Origin of the sequence: Tritonibacter sp. SIMBA_163, assembly GCF_046535935.1 — a bacterium.
Lineage (GTDB): Bacteria > Pseudomonadota > Alphaproteobacteria > Rhodobacterales > Rhodobacteraceae > Epibacterium > Epibacterium scottomollicae.
This window is the reverse complement of record NZ_JAWJBP010000081.1, coordinates 1-806: the sequence shown is the minus strand read 5'-3', so window position 1 is coordinate 806 and position 806 is coordinate 1. Positions and strand designations below refer to the sequence as shown.

The window sequence follows — 806 nt, the reverse complement described above, 5'->3', positions numbered from 1 at the left end:
CCCCCGTGCGCGAGCTCGTCGCCGAACTCGTACAGCTCCGCGGCGGGGATGGAATGGGAAGGCGATGAGGGCGGTGAACCGTGGCCGTGGAGGCGTGCCGTGTCGTCCCGTCTCCTCCCGACTCCTCCCGACTCAGCGGTGTCGGCGGCGTCGGCCCGCCTCGTCATCGCCCCGCCCCTCGGCCCCCCGCTGGCCCTCGCCCCGCTGGGCCACGGCGTCGATCTTCGCCGCCAGTTTGTCGCCCACGTTGAGGATCGCGGCCTTGCCGAGACTCTTATCCACACGCCTCCCACCGCCGCCCTTGGGCATGGTCCCGATGGGGTCGTAAATGAGACTCAGGTTCCGGAACGCATCGCACGCGGCCTCGAACCCGTGGTACGCCTGCACGAGCTTGAGCACGTCCACGGTGAGCGCCGCCCGCTTCCCGGTCCGCGGCCGGAGCTGCACCACGAACCGGGGGGCCATGTGCTCGGTTTCGCGGGCCTGCACGGCGCACCGCACCCACTGCTCCGGTGCCAGCATCTCCGCCAGCTCGTCCCGCGGCACTTCTCGAGCATCCTTCGCCCCACCGAGCGACAGCGGCAGCGTCACCCGCCAGACGTAGCCCCGCGAATCGACCCCGTGGTTCGGGAAAACCACACCCCCGGTATCCAGCCCCTCCCACAACTTGGGCTGGTACAGGTTCTTCCGCTTCATCCGGACGGTATCCGAAGGCTCCGGCACCGGCTCTTGGCGGCTCATCAGCACCAAAAGGTCGTGTTTCGCTTCCGGTTTCTGCCGTAGTGGTGTAACCTTGACGAAACGGC

General features: G+C 68.7%; 1 protein-coding gene. It reads right to left on the bottom strand.

The window, feature by feature from the left end; all coding sequences use genetic code 11:
* Positions 1 to 132: 132 nt before the first annotated feature.
* The coding region (locus R0J92_RS21500; RefSeq protein WP_411053129.1) for a hypothetical protein at positions 133 to 806 on the bottom strand (674 nt) is incomplete at its 5' end.